Consider the following 15871-nt stretch of genomic DNA (forward strand, 5'->3'; position numbering starts at 1 on the left):
GGACATGGTTAACGCCGCGCTAACCATACTGCGGCGGGTCGCCCCAGGCGCCGCCCCAGGAAGGTCACCGTCCCGCTGCCGCAAGGCCAAGGTTCGGCCGCGATCGGCGCGCGACCCTGATGTCGTGACCACAACAGAGCTCCTGGGAGGAGACGTCATGACAACCGGTCCGTTCACCCCCGCCTATGCGGGGATTCCCCAGTCCCGACCACGCCTGTCGCGGCCCGCCACCGTCGCCATCGGCCTGTCGGTCGCCGCCCATCTGGCGGTGCTCGGCTATCTGGGCGTCCAGAGGTTCGTCGCCCCGCCGCCGGAGGCGACCACCCCGTCCGACGATCCCATCCTCGTCACGATCGACAAACTCCGGCCGCCGGTCCCCTCGCCCACGCCCCCCAAACCGACGCCGGTCCTGCATCCGCCGACGAACCTCACCCAGCCCACGGTGGATCCGCTTCCTACGCCGCCGCCCGATCCGGCCCTGAACCACGTGGAGCCCGCAGGCCCGGTCACCCTGCCGGTCGATCCGCCCCAGCCCGTGACGCCGCCCAGGATTCCGGTGATCGGACAGCCGCACTGGCTCAGCCGTCCGGATGGCCGCGACCTCGCCCGGGTCTATCCGGACCGGGCCGTGCGCCGGGGGATCGAGGGTTCGGCCAGCCTCTCCTGCGTGGTCGCCGCGAACGGCACGGTGCGCGACTGCAGCGCCATCTCCGAGACGCCGGCCGGCGAGGGCTTCGGCGCCGCGGCCCTCAAGCTCGCGCCCCTGTTCCGGATGAGCCCCCAGACCGAGGACGGCCAGGCGGTCGACGGGGCCATCGTGCGGATTCCGATCCGCTTCAAGCTGGCCCAATAGACCCTGTTCAGTAGACCCTGTTCAGGCGCTGGCGGCGCGCGCGGCCGGCGCCTGGGCGAGGCTCTGTTCGATCACCTCGATCAGCCGCTGAACCTCGATCGGCTTGGCGATGACATTGTCCATGCCGGCCGCGTAATAGCCCTCGGTCTCGTGGGCCAGCACGCTGGCCGTGACCGCGACGATCGGCGTGCGCGCCCGCCCCGTCTCGGCCTCGCCCGCGCGGATCAGGCGGCTGGCGTCCAGCCCGTCCATCTCCGGCATATGGATGTCCATCAGGATCACGTCCCAGGTCCCGATCCCCCAGGCCTCCACCGCCTCATGGCCGTTGCGCACCGCCTCGGAGGCGACGCCCAGGTTTTCCAGCAGGGTGGTGAGCACGGTGCGGTTGGTCGGATTGTCGTCGACAACCAGCACCCGCAGGGCGGACTCGGCCTCCAGCGCGGCGCCCGGGTCGGACGCCTGGCCCAGGGGCGGCTCCACGGCCTCCAGCGGGATTTCGAAGCTGAACCGCGTGCCGACGCCCGGGGCGCTGTCGAAGGCGATCGTCCCGCCCATCAGCGACACCACCTCGCGGCAGATCGCCAGGCCCAGGCCCGAGCCCCCCACACGGCGGGTGCTGGAGCTGTCGGCCTGGACGAACTTCTCGAAGATCTGGGCCTGGCGCTCCAGCGGGATCCCGACACCGGTGTCGGTGACATCGACGCAGATGCGCCGCGCATCGCCGGTCACCAGCACCTCGACGCCGCCGTGATCGGTGAACTTCAGGGCGTTGGCGATCAGGTTGCTCAGCACCTGGCGCAGCCGCACCTCATCGCCCAGGCGCCATCCGGCCGCGCCGGGCGCCACCTCGAAGGCGAAGCTCAGGCCGCGCTCCTCCGCCAGGCTGCCATAGAGACGGCGCATGGCCTCGGCGAAGCGGTCGAAGGAGAAGGGCGCCGGCAGCAGCTCCATCTTGCCCGCCTCGATCTTCGAGATGTCGAGCACGTCATTGACGACGTCTAGCAGGGTGCGGGCGGAAGTCTGCACGAGGGACAGCCGGCCGCGCTGCACGTCCGGCAACGGGTCCTGGGCCATCGCCTGGGCCATGCCCAACACCCCGTTCAGCGGCGTGCGGATCTCATGGCTGATAGTGGCCAGGAATTCGGTCTTGGCGCGGTTGGCGGCCTGGGCCGTGACCACCAGGTCCTGGGCCTCGGTCCGCAGGCGCTCATTCTCGACCAGCTTGTCCTGCAGCTGGCGGTTCAGGGCGTCGGAGGCCAGGCGCGCGCGCAGTTCGCGCATCACCGCCCCGCGCATCAGGGTCGACATGCCGATCGCGGCGAAAACCCCGGCGACGCCGACAAAGGCGTACTGGCCGATCAGATCGCCCGGCGCGTCGCGGGCCAGCATCAGGAAGCCGGTCACCGCCGCCGCCACGCTGCCATAAGCGACGCGGCGGCTGGGCGCCGAGGTGCCGAACACCAGGGCCATCAGGACGAAATAGACCAGCTTCAGCGGTTCGAAGTGCACCGTGAGGTAGGCGACGACATTGATCAGGAAGAGCGTATTGATCGTCGCGGCTGCGACCTCAAGTCGCAGCAGGCTCAGCGCGGCCCGACCCAGATGTCGCCAGAAATAGAAGGCTGCGCCCGCGGCCAGGATCGCCAGCGCGTCCAGATAGATCAGGGTCGCGCCGACTCCATAGACCGGATGGGCGGCCGCGATGATGCAGTAATAGCAGGCGGCGGCGATTAAATATCCACGAACTACAGGGACATAGGCGGCCGCCACCTCCCCTTCCGGAAGAGTGTCCAGTTCGCCCGTCGCCTTTGCCATGCCCGCGCCCCCGAGTAGACTCGAATACTGCGGAATTAGGCCTGTCTTCGGGTTAACCCCCAAAACGACCGACGCCCAATTTGGGGCCGGGGTCAGTAACTCTTGGCCAGCCCCAGCACACGTTCTGCGATGAAGTTGAACACCATCTCACGACTGATCGGCGCGATGCGGGCGATCATCGATTCTCTGAAATAGCGCTCCACGTCATACTCCTTGGCGTAGCCCATGCCGCCGTGGGTCAGGATCGCGGTCTCGCAGGCGTTGAACCCCGCCTCCCCGCCCAGGTACTTGGCCGCATTGGCCTCGGCCCCGCATTCGCGGCCGGCGTCGTAGAGGGCGGCGGCCTTGAAGGCCATCAGATTGGCGGCCTCGAGCTCGGCCCAGGCCTTGGCCAGCGGATGGGCGATGCCCTGGTTCTGGCCGATCGGCCGGCCGAACACGACCCGCTCCTTGGCGTAGGCCGTGGCCCGGGCGAGCGCGGCGCGGCCCAACCCCACCGCCTCGGCGCCGAACAGCACCCGCTCGGGGTTCAGTCCCTGCAGCAGGTAGTAGAAGCCGCGCCCCTCCTCCCCGATCAGATCGTCCTGCGGGATCTCCAGATTGTCGATGAACACGGCGTTCGACTCGACGGCCTTGCGGCCCATCTTCGGGATCGGATTGGCCTCGATCCGGCTGCGGTCGAAGTCGGTGTAGAACAGCGACAGCCCCTCGGTGGACTTCTTGACCTGGTCGCGCGGCGTGGTGCGCGCGATGATCAGGAACTTGTTGGCCCGCTGGGCCGAGGTCGTCCACAGCTTGCGGCCGTTCAGCACATAGCCGCCGGGAATGCGGTCGGCGCGGGTGGTCAGGCTGGTGGTGTCGAGGCCCGAGTCCGGCTCGGTGATGCCGATGCACATCTTGTCCTCGCCGGCGATCAGCCGGGGGATGTGCCGCCGCTTCTGGGCGTCGGTCCCGAACTTGGCGATCGGCATGGGGCCGAAGATGTTCAGATGCAGGGCGCTGGCCCCGGAGAACCCGGCCCCCGACTGGGCGACCGCCTGCATGACGATCGAGGCCTCGGTCAGGCCCAGGCCCGAACCGCCCAGCTCGGTGGGCATGGCCGCGCCCAGCCAGCCGCCGGCCGCCATGGCCGCGACAAAGGCTTCCGGGAAGTCGCCCGTATCGTCGGTCTTGCGCCAGTATTCGGCGTCGAACCCGGCGCACAGGCGCGCGACGCTCTCGCGGATCGCCTCCTGCTCATCGCTGAACCAGAAACCGCTCATGGCGCCCCTCCCCGAGGTCTAGTCTTGGAAATTCAGGCCGAGAACCGCGCGGGATCGAGGCGGCCGGCATAGGGGCCCGCCTCCCCTTCCGTCACGCAAGCCGCGATGATCCTGGCGGCCAGGGGGGCGAGCAGCCAGCCGTTGCGCCGCGCCCCCACCGCCAACAGCACCCCATGGTGTCGTCCGCGCCCGACCATCGGCAGGCCGTCCGGCGTCGCCGCCCGCACCCCGGCCTGGGCGATGTCGCCGACAGCGCCGGCCACCGCCGGGAACAGGCCTGCGCCCACCGCTTTCAGCGCGGCGATGCGCTCCGGGTCGATCTCCAGGTCGTCGCGCCCGGCCTCCATGGTCGCGCCCAGGGTGAGCCCGCCGGCGAAGGGCGCGGCATAGGCGCCCTCCCCGCGGATCACCAGTCCGTCATAGGCGCCGGTCATCACCCGCACCAGCTGGCCCTTGATGGGATGAAGCCGCGACAGCTCCGGCGCCACGACGCCCAGGTCGCGGGCCGCGCCGGTGGCGATGACCAGCCGGTCCGCGCCCTCGAAGCCGGTGGCCGCACGCGCCTGGAACGTCACCCCCAGGGCCTCGGCCGCGGCCCGCAGGGCGGCCAGGGCCTGGGCCGGGTCGATCCGCCAGTCCTCGCGGGTGAGCACGCCGGAGGTCCAGCCCGGCGCGAGCCCGGGCGCGAGGTCCGCCAGGGCGCCGCGCGGAATGCCCGTGGGGTGCAGCCCCAGTCGCCGCAGGGCCTGGTCGCTGCGCTCCAGATGCGCAGGTGAGCCGACGGCCAGGGCGCCGCTGCGGTCCAGCCGGATCCCCAGCCGCGCCTCCAGGCCGGGCCACAGGTCGCGGCCGGCCAGCAACAGGTCGAAATGATCGCGCGCCTCAGGATCGAGGGCGGCCTCGAACGCCGGCGCCAGCATGCCCGCCGCCATGCCCGAGGCGCTGGCCAAGGAGGCGGACGGATCGAACACCGTGACCTCGCAGCCGGCCTCGGCCAGGGCGAGCGCGGCGGTCAGGCCCATGGCCCCCGCGCCGGCGACAGTGATCCGGATGCGGCTCATGGCGCCTAACGAGCGGGCTTCGGCGACGAAATCAAGCGGAGATGGATCAATGCGGGCCCGCAGGCCCGGGGGTTCAGGCGCCTGGGCTCGGCGGTCCGGCCTCAGCGACGCCGGAACAGGGCCTCCAGGCCGGAGATCACTTCCTCCATCAGCCGCCCGTCCCGGTCGCCGGGATCGGCGAGCGTCATGGCCGCCGCCCCGTGGCCGCAGGCCCAGACCGCGAGCGCGATCTGGTGCACGGTCTTGGCGTCGCGGTCCGCCTGGCTGGCCGCCTGGGCGATGGCGGCTTCCAGCACCTTGAAGGCCCGGTCCCGGGCGGCGTCGACCTCCGGCTCGGCCAGGATGGGGGGATCGAACATCAGGGCGTAGAGCGCCGGCTGGGCGCGGGCGAAGCCGAAATAGGCGAGCGCGCAGGTGCGGATCGGCAGGGCTTCCGTCCCGGCCGCCGCCTTCAGCGCCGCCTCGAGCTCCCCGAAGCCTTCCGCCGCCAATCCGGCCAGCAGGGCCTGCTTGGAGGCGTAGTGATGATAGACCGAGCCCGGCGCAATGCCGGCCCGGGCGGCCAGGGCGCGCAGGTTCAGCTGGCCGATGCCGCCGCTTTCCAAGAGAGCGCGGGCCTCCTCCAGCAACTGGGCGCGCAGATTGCCCACGTGATAGCTGCGTCGGCGGGCGACCCCGCCCTCAAGCCAGGACATCAGGCCGCCTCCGGCTGGGCGGCCAGGTCGCAGATCAGCCGCGGCAGGAACGCCAGGGGCCAGATCACGAGGGCCAGGTTGGGCAGGAACCAGGACGGATCGAACTCGCCCAGCAGCGCCCAATAGCCCACCGCCATCAGGCCGGCGACCTGGGTGAGCACCAGGGAGATCAGGGCCAGCGGCCGCCACAGGGGCTCGCCCCGCCGCGCGGCGCGGACCGCGGCCAGACCCACCAGGGAAAAGCCGAGATCGAGGGGGAAGAACGACCAGTTCCAGGCGGTCACCCGCGCCTCGCCATAGCCGGAATACATCAGGGCCGCGGGCAGATGGATCAGGCCGACCTGCGCCGCGAACGCCACCGCCCAATAGGCGATGAACGACAAGTCTGTGATCGCAAGTGCGACGGAGAGCCTGCGGCTCATGGCGATCCCCTAACGGAAGGAGGGCATGTTCTCCACCTTCGCGCGACTTGTCGAGACGAAACCTGGCGCGCGTCGCCGGCAATCTTACCGTTGATAACCTATCCGACCCCCGATAGCCTTTCCGCAAAGTCAGGTCGGGGAGGACGCCTATGACCGCCGATATCAAGGTCGCCATTCTGGGCGCGGGCTTCGCCGGCCTGTGCATGGGCCTCAAGCTGCAGGCGCGCGGGGAGACCGACTTCCTGATCCTGGAGAAGGCCGACCGGGTGGGCGGCACCTGGCGGGAGAACACCTATCCCGGCTGCGGCTGCGATATCCCCAGCCACCTCTATTCCTTCTCCTTCGCCCTGAACCCCGACTGGCCCCGGGTCTATTCGGCCCAACCGGACATCCTGGCCTATATCGAGGGCGTGGTGGCCCAGAACGGCCTGGATGCTCAGATCCGCCTGAACACCGAGGTGACCTCGGCCGTCTGGGACGCGGCGACCAACCTCTGGCGCATCACCGCGGCCGACGGCTTTGCGATCACGGCCGAGACCCTGGTCACCGCCTGGGGCCAATTGAACCGCCCGAAGATCCCCCAGATCCCCGGCCATGACGCCTTCGCGGGCGCGGCCTTCCACTCCGCGCGCTGGGATCACGGCGTCGAGCTCGCCGGCAAGCGGGTGGCGGTGATCGGCAACGGCGCCAGCGCCATCCAATTCGTGCCGGAGATCGCCAAGGTCGCGGGCCAGCTCACCCTCTTCCAGCGCTCGCCCAACTGGATCGTCCCGCGGCTCGACCGGCCCTACACGGCCGAGGAGATGGCGGCCTTCCGCGCCAATCCGGCCCTGATGCAGGCGGTGCGCGACGAGATCTTCCGCATGGCCGAGGACCGGCTCGCCGCCCGCCGCGCCGGAACCCTGCCGGTCGAGGAGGTTCCGATCCCTCTGGCCCACCTGCGGGCCCAGATCACCGACCCCGAGCTTCTCGCCAAGCTGACGCCCGACTACGAGCTGGGCTGCAAGCGGGTGCTGATCTCCAACGACTTCTACCCCGCCCTCACCCGCCCGAACGTGACCCTGGTGACCGACGGCGTGGCGCGGCTGTCGCCCGAGGGCGTCGTCGACGGGGCGGGCCGCCTTCACGAGGCTGACGTGGTGATCTACGCCACCGGCTTCGAGACCCGCTCCTTCGCCGGCGACCTGAAGATCCGCGGCCTGGATGGTCTCGATCTCAACACCGCCTGGGCGGACGGGCCGGAGGCCTATCTGGGGATCACCACCCCGGGCTTCCCCAACCTGTTCATGCTCTACGGCCCCAACACCAATCTGGGCCACAACTCGATCATCTATATGCTGGAGGCCCAGGCCGACTACGTGCTCCAGGCGCTGGAGGCGGCGGCGGCGGCCGGTCCGATCGTGGTCCGGCCCGAGGTCAGCCGCGCCTATAATGACGAGCTGCAGGCCGCCCTCGCCCACACGCCCTGGGCCGGGTCCTGCACCAGCTGGTACAAGACCGAAGGCGGCAAGATCCTGAACAACTGGCCGCACACGGCCCAGGCCTATGCCGAGGCCGTGGCCCGGTTCGACGCCGGCGCCTATGCTTCGGCGGTGCGCGCCTCGGAACCGGCGGAATAGGCCTCGTTGTCGTCCAGCACCTGCTGGATGACGGCGAACAGGCGGGCGACCTCGATCGGCTTGGCAACAAATCCGTCCATGCCCGCGGCCCGGTATTCGGCGATCTGGTGGGCCATGGCGTTGGCGGTCAGGGCCACGATCGGGGTGCGCGGCCGCCCCTCGGCGGCTTCGCGGGCGCGGATTTCGGCGGTCGCGGTCGGGCCGTCCATCTCGGGCATCTGGACGTCCATCAGCACGACATCCCAGGGCTCCCGCGACCAGGCCTCGACGGCCTTCAGGCCGTTGTCGACGATCAGGGGCTCGATGCCGACCTGGCCCAGCAGGGTCTTCAGGACCAGCTGGTTGACCGCATTGTCCTCGGCGGCCAGCACCCGCAGCTGCAGGTCGGTGGGCGCGCCCTCGATCGGCGCCGGCGCGTCCACGGGCCGCGTCTCGCCGGTCACCCGCTCCAGCGGCAGGGACACTCGGAAGGTCGTGCCCCGCCCCTGCTGACTGTCCACCGCGATCGAGCCGCCCATCAGCTGCACGAGCTCGCGGCAGATCGACAGGCCCAGGCCCGTGCCGCCATAGCGCCGCGTCGTCGAGGCGTCGGCCTGCTCGAACTTCTGGAACAGGGTCTGCAGCTGGGTCCGGGCGATTCCGATCCCAGTGTCGGCGACCGACAGCCGCAGCATGTCCTGGGTGCGCTCGACCGAAACCCGGACCTCGCCGCGCTCGGTGAACTTCAGGGCGTTGGAGACCAGATTATAGAGGATCTGCCGCACCCGCGTGGAGTCGCCCAGATAGATACCGTTGGCGTTGGCGTCGACCGTCAGGCCGAAGCTGATCCCCTTGCGCTGGGCGATGGCCGCGAACACCGCGTGCGCCCCGCGGGCCAATTCGCTGATGTCGAACTGGGCCTCCTCCAGCTCCAGCTTTCCAGCCTCGATCTTCGACAGGTCGAGCACGTCGTTGAGGATGGCCAGCAGGGTCTCGCCGGACTGGTGGATGACGTCCAGCCTCTGGCGCTGCACGTCCGACAGGGCGTCGGCCGCCATGGCCTGGGCCATGCCCAGCACCCCGTTCAAGGGCGTGCGGATCTCGTGGCTCATGGTCGCCAGGAAGGTCGACTTGGCGCGGTTGGCCGCCTCGGCGTCGTCCTTCGCCTGGACCAGGGCGCGCTCGGCGGCCTTGCGGGCGGTGATGTTCTGCAGGGCGCCGATCAGGCGGACCGGCCGGCCCTCGTCGTCGGTGACGAGCCGGCAGGTGGACACCACCCAGACCTCGCGGCCGTCGGGTCGGTTGATCCGATACTCCGGGCAATAGGGCTCGCCCTTGGTCAGGTAGCGCTTCCACGCGGCCTTGGCGATCGGCCGGTCCTCGGGATGGATCGTCGTCCAGATGTCGCGGTTCAGCTCCTCGAACGTCTTCTCCTCGCCGAAGAAGCGCTCCTCGAGGCCGGCCTTGAACAGTTCGCCGCGCTCATAGTCGATGTCGTAGACGTGGATGTCGGCGGTCTCGAGCGCCAGGGTCAGGCGCTGCTCCGACCGCTCAGTCCGGCGCAGGGCCTCGACCATCTCGGTGATGTCATGGCTGCCGGCGATCACCCCGCCGATCTCGCCGGTGGCGGTCCGCCAGGGTTTGAATTCGGCCGAATACCACCGTCTCGCGCCGCCCGGCAGGTCGAACCCGGCCTGTTCGAACCGCACGGACTCGCCGTCGAGGCAGGCGTGCAGCGCGCCCTTCCAATGCTGGAACATCGCCGGCGCCATTTGGGCCAGGCTGCGGCCCACGGCCTCGTCGGGCGTCAGACCGAATTGCGCGGCCCAGCGTCCGCTGCAGTCCTGCACCCGCAGCTGGTCGTCGGTGAGCAGCAGCGACACCGGCGCGGACCGCACCACGGCGCTGAGCGTCGCCAGCACCGCGTCCCGCTCCCGGCGGTTCTGTTCGCGCGCGCGCACGGACTGGGCCCGGGCCCATTCATCGGCGACGAATTCGGCCAGGTCCGTCAGGCGCGCGGCCAGGGCGGTGTCATAGGGTCTGGGCGTTGCGCCATAGACGGCCAGCACCCCCGGCGTGGTTCCATCGCCCAGGCGCAGGGGCGCGCCGGCATAGAACCGCATGCCCACCGGCCCGGTGACCAGGGGGTGGCTCATGAAGCGCGGATCAAGTCGGCCGTCCTCGACCCAGATCAGCTCGCCGGTGCTGAGCGCCACGCCCGCGGCGACGTCCTCGACCTGTTCGAGGCCCAGGGGGTCGCGGCTGCGCCAGATCTGCCCGTCGTGCAGCAGCACGACCTGGGCGTTGTCGCCGGGGAACAGCGCGCGGGCGAGGCGGGTGGCGCGATCGCAGACCGCGCGGGACAGGCCGAGGCCGAACGGCCCCTCGTCTGTCGCGGTCGGCATAGGCGCCGGATCGCCAGCCATGTCACCCCCAGACCGCGCAAAACAATGGGGGCCACAATGCCTGGCTGAGGTTAAGGGCGGATTGAGACCCCGCCCTCAGGCGCGGTCCTGGGTCCGCGCCGTCACCGCCGGCCAGGACCAGCCCTGGAATTCCCGGGGGTGAATGAATTCGCTGCGGAACCAGGGCCGATCGCGGGCGTCGAAGATCGAGGCGAGCCAGTCCGCCACCCGCACGACGCGGGGGTTCTTGGCGGAGTCGCGATGCTGGCACAGCCAGAGCGGAGCGGCGGCCAAAGGCGGAATGTCCAGCATCACCAGATCCGGGGCGAGGCTGACGATAGCGGTCGGAATGGCCCCGATCCCGGCGCCGCGCTGGATGGCGTGCAGCATGGCGGTGGAGGAGTTGAGCACCAGGGCCGGCGCCGCCAGCTCCATGAAGGCGGCGGTGCGCGCGCCCCACCGATCCCGGATCTGGGCGTCGTGATAAATGAACCTGTGCCCGGCGGCCGCCTCCAAACGCGTGGGGGCGCCATACGTATCCAGATAGTCCCGTGAGGCGAACAGGGCGTAGTGCAAGGTCGCGAGCGGCGTCGCCAGGATGTCTGAGGAATCCCCGTCGGTCAGCTGGATCGACAGGTCGGCGTGCGCCTCCACCGGATTGTCCGTCAGGCCCCCGCAGTCCAGGGACAGGCGGATGCCGGGATTTTCCCGCAGGAATTCTGCGACTTCGAGGCCTAGGACATAGCCTGCCAGTCCCTCGGGAACCGCGATCCGCACCTCGCCCACGTCGGGATGGTCGTTGTTCAGGACCAGGCGCTCGATATCCACCGAGGCCCGTTGCATGGTGAGCGCCCGGTCATAGACCAGCTCGCCCACGCGGGTGAGGGTCACGCCGCGGATGCCCCGGTCGAACAGGCGGACGCCCAGCCGGGTCTCCAGGTCGTCGATCCGCCGCGTGACGGTCGGCTGGCTGGTCCGCAGACGACGCGCGGCCGCGCCGAAGCTCCCGGCCTGGGCGGCGGCGACAAACGCCTTGATGTCATCCCAGTCGGCGCGGGTGCGCTCGAACTCGTCCATGCCTCGCCCCCCCACAAAGACCGGGCCCCGCGCCATGCTTAGCACATGGTCCGGGGCCTGAGTAAGCGTGGCGCCCCCATGCAACCTTTGAGACTGCCGGGAGGTCGAACAACGCCCTACCAAGTGGCCTGTTCGCACCCATCGAGGCCGCCCGTGCCTATCCTGACCCATCATGTTGACCGGACCATGGCCGTTCTGAAACGCCTCGGTTTCTCGCTGGCCAACCCCGCGGAGATCGAGGCCGGCCGCGCCGCCGCGGCGCGACTGGTCGGGCCGGACATCGCCACGGCCGACACCCTGCGGCGCGTCCAGGCCCGCACCGGATGCGCCTGTTTCGTGGCCCGCGCGGAGAGGGCTTCACCGCGGCGATCTCCGCCATTCCGCTCACCGCCGCGGCCTTGCCGGACCTGGCCCGCGGACGGTTCGATGCGCTGGATCCGCCCGACGCCCAGGTGGCGCGCCCCTGGACCTTGCGGTCGCCCTCTATATCTGGGGCGCCGCCGGCCTGAGCTGGCGCGGGCGCATGCAGGCGGTGGCCGCCGCCCAGGCCCTGGCCCACGAGGTCCATCCCACCCTGCCCTGCTACGCCCGCGCGGCGACCTCCGAGGGCGAGCACATCCTCCTGGACAGGCTGGGGGCTCGCCGGGTTCCGGGCGACGGCGGCCTGGTCATGGCCGCCCCCTATCACCCCAGCCGGCGGGTCGCCTGAGATGAACGCCACCGTCCGCATGCCCCTGGACGCCCGCGCGCCGGGCGAGGTCGACGAGGCCGATCTCGAGGTGATCGTGTGCCGCACCCTGCCCGAGATCCTCCAGGCCATCGCCGTGCGCACCCTGGTCTATATGGGCGAACAGGACTGCCCCTATGAGGAGGAGTTCGACGGCAACGACTTCGCAGGGACCACCCACCTGCTGCTGCGCCGCAACGGCGAGCCGATCGGGACCCTGCGGATCCGCTGGTTCGCCGATTTCGCCAAGGCCGAGCGCGTCGCCGTGCGTCGCGACTATCGCCGCGGACGCGCCACCCTGATGCTGATCCTGGCCGCCAAGCGGCTGGCCGAAAAGAAGAACTACCGCAAGCTGCTGGGCTACGGCCAGGTCCGCCTGATCCCGTTCTGGGAGCAGTACTTCAACGCCCATGTGCGCGAACAGCGCGACGGGTTCGTGTTCTCCGACCACGACTATGTGGAGATGATCGTCGAGGCGACGCCGCCGCCCGACGCCATCACCCTGGACACTGATCCGATGATCGTCCTGCGCCCCGAGGGCGCCTGGGACCAGCCGGGCGTCCTCGACCAGTCCCGGGCACGGCCCGCCACTAATCTAGGAGCGATGTCCCGGTGACCTATGACCCGAGGGCGGCCTTGGTCTGCCTTGATCTTCAACGCTACCGCCACGGGGGCCCGAGCGCCGACCCGGTGCTGGCGGCCTGCCGTCGGGCGCTGGACGACGCGCGGCGACGGGGCTGGCCCGTCCTGCATGTCCACGCCCGCCCGCCCGGCGCCGACCTGCGTCCCCTGCCCGGCCTGGAGCCGCGCCCCAGCGAGCCCGTGTTCCTGCGCCGCGGCCCCTCGGCCTTCTCGAATTCCGCCTTCGCCCAGGCGGCCCACGCCTCCGGCGGCCCCCTGGCCCTGATCGGCTTCGCCATGCTGGACACCGTGCTGGCCACCGCCTTCGCCGCCGCCGACCGCGACCTCGAGACCCAGGTGATCCTCGACGCCGTCGGCGTCGGGACCGGGGTCGATCCCCACGCCCTGTCCGCCACCTTCCTGGCCCTCGCGCCCCACGGCCGGGCCGTCACCCTCAAAGACCTGTTTCAAGAAGAGGCCGAGCGGTTCGCCGCCGCGAACCTGCCATGACCAGCAAGATCATCGCCTTCGTCCCCCGCCAACGCCGCCAGGCGATCGCGACGCCGCCCCTAGACGCCCAGACCGCCGATCTCCTGCGCATGGTCGCGCATCTGAGTCAGCGGGACCTGTTCGCGCTGGCCGCCATTGTCCGCCGCGCAGCCGAAATCTCGGAAACCGACGGCGAGGAGACCGCCCTGGCGGTCCTCGATCAGATCCAGGGTATCCTTGATCGGCGAGAAATGGACGCCTGATATCACCGGTATGGGTACAAATTAACGCTGGGCCGCGTCGTGATGTCTCTTTTCTAACAAAGCACTAGCGATTCCATCTGGCCGTGTGTCACAAGCCGCCGCAGCGCGCACTTGGGCGCGTTGGACAAGGACATTTCGGTGGCCGAAAGCTTAGAAGACATGGGGCCAGACCCCATCGATGTCGCGGTGGGACATCGTATTCGCGTGCGTCGCAAGTGGCTGGGCATCTCCCAATCCGCCCTGGCCGAGCATCTGGGCGTGAGTTTCCAGCAGGTTCAGAAATATGAGCGCGGCGCCAACCGCGTGTCGGCCTCCATGCTGGTGCGCATCGCCCAGCGTCTGGAAACCACGGTCGGCGAACTGGTCGGCGAAACCGCCGAGCCGCAACAGGGCGACTCCTCCCTGTTCGAAAAGCTGGCCGTGCCCGGCGCCGTGCAACTCCTGGAAGCCTTCGCGGGCGTCCAGCAGCCGGCCCTGCGCACCGCAATCCTGAACCTCACGCGCTCTCTGATCGAAGACGCCGGCGACGCGCCGGTTCGTCGGTCCCGCTAAGCCTTCCGGCGCCCCTCACCTCCCCCAAGGATCAGGGGGCGCCGAGGTTTCCGGGCCGAGCGGTCCCTTGGGCCGACCGGACCGGACTAGATCTCCCGCTCGGCGACAAAGCCGAGATGGTGCAGCACGATCCCCGCGGTCGTCGCCACGTTCAGTGAATCGAACCCGGTCGCCATGGGTATGGTCACCGTGCGGGTGCCGGCGAGCACCTCCGCCGACAGGCCCGGACCCTCAGCGCCCATCAGTACGGCGGTGCGCCTGGGCCGGCGGACGGCGCTGAGCGCGGTCGCGCCTGAGGGACTGAGCGACAGGGCCTCGAACCCGCAGGCCCGCAACAGCCCCAGCAGATCCTCCCCCGGCTCCAGCTGGGCGAAGGGCGTGACCAGGGCCGCGCCCACCGACACCCGGATCGCCTTGCGATAGAGCGGGTCGCAGCAGTCGGCGTCGAGGATCACCGCGTCCGCGCCGAAGGCCGCGGCGTTGCGGAACAGCCCGCCCATATTGTCGTGGTTGCCGATCCCGCACAGCACCAGCACCAGGGCGCCGTCGCCCAGGCCGCCCAGCAGGTCCGCCGGCGCGGGCGTCGCGATCCGCCGGCCCAGGCCCAGTATGCCCCTATGGATCGGGAAGCCGACGATCTCGTCCATCACGGCCTGGGGCGCCACGAACACCTCGGTCTCCGTGGGCAGCCTCCCCAAAATGTCCTGCAGGGCGGCGACGCGCTTCTCCGCCAGCAGCAGCGACACCGGCCGGCATAGCGGGCTTTGCGCCAGCATCCGCACCACCACCTGGCCCTCGGCCACGAACAGCCCGTCGCGCCCCACCAGGTCGCGCTCGCGCACCTGGGCGTAGGCCGCGATGCGCGGATCAAGGGGATGGTCGATGGGGATCAGGGCGGCCAAGGCGGTCTCCGGGCGGGAGGCGCTTCTACACCCTTGCGGCGGCCCGCGTCAGCGCCGGACGTCCAGGCTCTCGGCCGTGCGCAGGTCCTCGACCTCGGCGACGGTCGCCAGGTTGAAGTCACCCGGCGTCGCGTGCTTCAGGGCGGCCGCGGCGACAGCGAAGTCGAGGGTCGTGGTCTCGTCCAGGCCGCTCAACAGCCCGTGCAGCACCCCGGCCGCGAAGGCGTCGCCACCGCCGATGCGGTCAACGATCGGGTTCAGGCTGCGGGGCGCCGAGCGCCAGGTGTTGGTCCGGTCGAGCAGGAAGCCGGTCAGGTCGTGGTGATTGACGTTGTGCTGCACCCGGTCGGTGCAGGCCAGGCGGCGCAGCTTGGGAAAGGCCTGGAAGGCCTGGTCGGCCGCCTGGCGGCGCAGGGTCTCGGCGTTGGCCCCGGCCTCATAGGGCCGGCCCAGGATCAGGCCGATGTCGCGGTGGTCGCCGAACAAGAGCTCGGCATGGGACAGCATCTCGCCCAATATGGCCGGGGCGTCGCCGTTCCAGGCGGCCCACAGGCTGGCGCGGTAGTTGCCGTCCATGGAGACCTTGACCCCCATCCGGCTGGCGGCGCGCACGGCGGTCAGGGCCGCCTCGGCGGTCGCGGGGCCGATGGCCGGGGTGACGCCGGAAACATGCAGCCACTCGGCGCCGGTCAGGGCGTGGTCCCAGTCGATGGCCCCGGCGGCGCGGGCGAAGGCGGAATCGGCGCGGTCATACAGCACCTGGGAGGGCCGCTGCCCCGCGCCAGGGGTCAGGAAATAGAGCCCCATCCGGCCGGCCATGAAGGCCAGGCGGCTGACATCCACCCCATGTTTGCGAAGCTCGTCGCGCCCGGCCCGGCCGAGCGCGTTGTCGGGCAGGATCCCCGCCATCCCCGCCGCATGGCCGAAGCGGGCCAGGGAGACGGCGACATTGGCCTCCGCCCCGCCGAAGCAGACGTCGAGCTTGTGGCTCTGCAGCAGCATCTGGGTGTCGGGCGCCGACAGGCGGATCAGGACTTCCCCGAAGCAGATGATGCGCGCGGTCACGGGACCTCCGTCGAAATGTCCGGGCGAGACTAGCCCGTAGCCTCAAAGAAATCGACGCGCCGGA

17 protein-coding genes are annotated in these 15871 nt (G+C 70.3%); 8 read left to right on the plus strand and 9 right to left on the minus strand.

The genetic code is table 11. The features are described 5' to 3' along the window. Positions 1-157 precede the first annotated feature (157 nt). Entirely contained in the window at positions 158-853 is a 696-nt protein-coding gene (locus MQH10_RS16120; protein WP_242565040.1) for an energy transducer TonB, read from the plus strand. Positions 854-874: 21 nt separating this feature from the next. On the opposite strand, the gene MQH10_RS16125 is transcribed toward MQH10_RS16120, so the two are convergent. From MQH10_RS16125 to MQH10_RS16145, 5 genes are all read right to left on the minus strand, one after another. Continuing rightward, on the minus strand, positions 875-2668 hold the full coding sequence (locus MQH10_RS16125; RefSeq protein WP_242565041.1) for an ATP-binding protein: 1794 nt from the start codon (positions 2666-2668) through the stop codon (positions 875-877). A 92-nt stretch (positions 2669-2760) separates the two neighbouring features. Further along, entirely contained in the window at positions 2761-3930 is a 1170-nt protein-coding gene (locus tag MQH10_RS16130; RefSeq protein ID WP_242565042.1) for an acyl-CoA dehydrogenase family protein, read from the minus strand. A gap of 32 nt (positions 3931-3962) precedes the next feature. Continuing rightward, positions 3963-4991, minus strand: coding sequence for an NAD(P)/FAD-dependent oxidoreductase (locus MQH10_RS16135; protein ID WP_242565043.1), 1029 nt, complete (start codon positions 4989-4991; stop codon positions 3963-3965). Positions 4992-5092: 101 nt separating this feature from the next. Further along, entirely contained in the window at positions 5093-5686 is a 594-nt protein-coding gene (locus MQH10_RS16140; protein WP_242565044.1) for a TetR/AcrR family transcriptional regulator, read from the minus strand. Next, positions 5686-6108: a DUF5360 family protein gene (locus MQH10_RS16145; RefSeq protein WP_242565045.1), complete on the minus strand. Its 423-nt coding sequence runs from the start codon at positions 6106-6108 to the stop codon at positions 5686-5688. Before MQH10_RS16145 ends, MQH10_RS16140 begins: the two co-directional genes overlap by 1 nt. 149 nt (positions 6109-6257) lie before the next feature. Between MQH10_RS16145 and MQH10_RS16150 the strand changes: the two genes are divergently transcribed. Further along, complete coding sequence (locus MQH10_RS16150; RefSeq protein ID WP_242565046.1) at positions 6258-7727, plus strand: flavin-containing monooxygenase; 1470 nt, start codon at positions 6258-6260, stop codon at positions 7725-7727. Here MQH10_RS16150 and MQH10_RS16155 read toward each other — a convergent pair. Both MQH10_RS16155 and MQH10_RS16160 read right to left on the minus strand, forming a co-directional pair. Beyond that, positions 7688-10111: an ATP-binding protein gene (locus MQH10_RS16155; protein WP_242565047.1), complete on the minus strand. Its 2424-nt coding sequence runs from the start codon at positions 10109-10111 to the stop codon at positions 7688-7690. The two genes, MQH10_RS16150 and MQH10_RS16155, sit on opposite strands and share 40 nt — an antisense overlap. Before the next feature lie 96 nt (positions 10112-10207). Next, positions 10208-11188: a LysR family transcriptional regulator gene (locus MQH10_RS16160; RefSeq protein ID WP_242565048.1), complete on the minus strand. Its 981-nt coding sequence runs from the start codon at positions 11186-11188 to the stop codon at positions 10208-10210. Positions 11189-11511: 323 nt separating this feature from the next. Here MQH10_RS16160 and MQH10_RS16165 point away from each other — a divergent pair, with 323 nt between their 5' ends. The 6 genes from MQH10_RS16165 (at position 11512) to MQH10_RS16190 (ending at position 13840) form a co-directional block, all read left to right on the plus strand. Beyond that, positions 11512-11697: a hypothetical protein gene (locus MQH10_RS16165; RefSeq protein ID WP_242565049.1), complete on the plus strand. Its 186-nt coding sequence runs from the start codon at positions 11512-11514 to the stop codon at positions 11695-11697. A gap of 14 nt (positions 11698-11711) precedes the next feature. Continuing rightward, entirely contained in the window at positions 11712-11897 is a 186-nt protein-coding gene (locus MQH10_RS16170; protein ID WP_242565050.1) for a hypothetical protein, read from the plus strand. A gap of 1 nt (position 11898) precedes the next feature. Next, entirely contained in the window at positions 11899-12531 is a 633-nt protein-coding gene (locus tag MQH10_RS16175) for a GNAT family N-acetyltransferase (RefSeq protein ID WP_242565051.1), read from the plus strand. Next, on the plus strand, positions 12528-13046 hold the full coding sequence (locus tag MQH10_RS16180; RefSeq protein ID WP_242565052.1) for an isochorismatase family protein: 519 nt from the start codon (positions 12528-12530) through the stop codon (positions 13044-13046). The genes MQH10_RS16175 and MQH10_RS16180 overlap by 4 nt, the downstream gene beginning before the upstream one ends. After that, entirely contained in the window at positions 13043-13288 is a 246-nt protein-coding gene (locus MQH10_RS16185; protein ID WP_242565053.1) for a hypothetical protein, read from the plus strand. Before MQH10_RS16180 ends, MQH10_RS16185 begins: the two co-directional genes overlap by 4 nt. A gap of 204 nt (positions 13289-13492) precedes the next feature. After that, complete coding sequence (locus MQH10_RS16190; RefSeq protein ID WP_242565054.1) at positions 13493-13840, plus strand: helix-turn-helix domain-containing protein; 348 nt, start codon at positions 13493-13495, stop codon at positions 13838-13840. A gap of 86 nt (positions 13841-13926) precedes the next feature. On the opposite strand, the gene MQH10_RS16195 is transcribed toward MQH10_RS16190, so the two are convergent. Both MQH10_RS16195 and MQH10_RS16200 read right to left on the minus strand, forming a co-directional pair. Further along, on the minus strand, positions 13927-14742 hold the full coding sequence (locus MQH10_RS16195; protein WP_242565055.1) for a TrmH family RNA methyltransferase: 816 nt from the start codon (positions 14740-14742) through the stop codon (positions 13927-13929). Positions 14743-14790: 48 nt separating this feature from the next. Continuing rightward, on the minus strand, positions 14791-15807 hold the full coding sequence (locus MQH10_RS16200; protein WP_242565056.1) for a sugar kinase: 1017 nt from the start codon (positions 15805-15807) through the stop codon (positions 14791-14793). Positions 15808-15871 lie beyond the last annotated feature (64 nt).

The sequence above is a fragment of the Phenylobacterium aquaticum genome (genome assembly GCF_022695515.1).
Taxonomy (GTDB): Bacteria; Pseudomonadota; Alphaproteobacteria; order Caulobacterales; family Caulobacteraceae; genus Phenylobacterium; species Phenylobacterium aquaticum.

Bases quoted from the DNA above. Each gene is read 5' to 3' on its own strand.
- MQH10_RS16120 (WP_242565040.1), top strand. From the start codon at position 158: ATGACAACCGGTCCGTTCACCCCCGCCTATGCGGGGATTCCCCAGTCC.
- MQH10_RS16125 (WP_242565041.1), bottom strand. From the start codon at position 2,668: ATGGCAAAGGCGACGGGCGAACTGGACACTCTTCCGGAAGGGGAGGTG.
- MQH10_RS16130 (WP_242565042.1), bottom strand. From the start codon at position 3,930: ATGAGCGGTTTCTGGTTCAGCGATGAGCAGGAGGCGATCCGCGAGAGC.
- MQH10_RS16135 (WP_242565043.1), bottom strand. From the start codon at position 4,991: ATGAGCCGCATCCGGATCACTGTCGCCGGCGCGGGGGCCATGGGCCTG.
- MQH10_RS16140 (WP_242565044.1), bottom strand. From the start codon at position 5,686: ATGTCCTGGCTTGAGGGCGGGGTCGCCCGCCGACGCAGCTATCACGTG.
- MQH10_RS16145 (WP_242565045.1), bottom strand. From the start codon at position 6,108: ATGAGCCGCAGGCTCTCCGTCGCACTTGCGATCACAGACTTGTCGTTC.
- MQH10_RS16150 (WP_242565046.1), top strand. From the start codon at position 6,258: ATGACCGCCGATATCAAGGTCGCCATTCTGGGCGCGGGCTTCGCCGGC.
- MQH10_RS16155 (WP_242565047.1), bottom strand. From the start codon at position 10,111: ATGCCGACCGCGACAGACGAGGGGCCGTTCGGCCTCGGCCTGTCCCGC.
- MQH10_RS16160 (WP_242565048.1), bottom strand. From the start codon at position 11,188: ATGGACGAGTTCGAGCGCACCCGCGCCGACTGGGATGACATCAAGGCG.
- MQH10_RS16165 (WP_242565049.1), top strand. From the start codon at position 11,512: ATGCGCCTGTTTCGTGGCCCGCGCGGAGAGGGCTTCACCGCGGCGATC.
- MQH10_RS16170 (WP_242565050.1), top strand. From the start codon at position 11,712: ATGCAGGCGGTGGCCGCCGCCCAGGCCCTGGCCCACGAGGTCCATCCC.
- MQH10_RS16175 (WP_242565051.1), top strand. From the start codon at position 11,899: ATGAACGCCACCGTCCGCATGCCCCTGGACGCCCGCGCGCCGGGCGAG.
- MQH10_RS16185 (WP_242565053.1), top strand. From the start codon at position 13,043: ATGACCAGCAAGATCATCGCCTTCGTCCCCCGCCAACGCCGCCAGGCG.